Consider the following 259-nt stretch of genomic DNA (forward strand, 5'->3'; position numbering starts at 1 on the left):
CTCAGAAGAGGATCAACATTCGAATTTATTGGAGACATATTTACTACTCACTCGAAGTGTGAATCCTAAGCGAATCCATGAATTAAGAAAGTCAGTCGTTGAGGGTGGATTTGAGCCTGATTTTCATACACCAATCGAAGCCATGACGTATACGACGCTACAAGAACTTGCAACGATGGTGTTTTATAATAATGTTGCTAAGGTTGCAAGTAAGCATGATTCAGATCTTGCTACATTATTACGCCGTCTTGCAAAAGAT

Annotated in this window: 1 protein-coding gene; it reads left to right on the top strand. The window is 39.0% G+C overall.

The features are described 5' to 3' along the window. Positions 1–259 (top strand): acyl-ACP desaturase (locus HMPREF2590_RS13480; protein WP_176748659.1); only part of this gene is annotated, 259 nt, incomplete at both ends.

It is taken from the genome of Bacillus sp. HMSC036E02 (assembly GCF_001836235.1).
Lineage (GTDB): Bacteria > Bacillota > Bacilli > Bacillales > Bacillaceae_G > Bacillus_A > Bacillus_A cereus.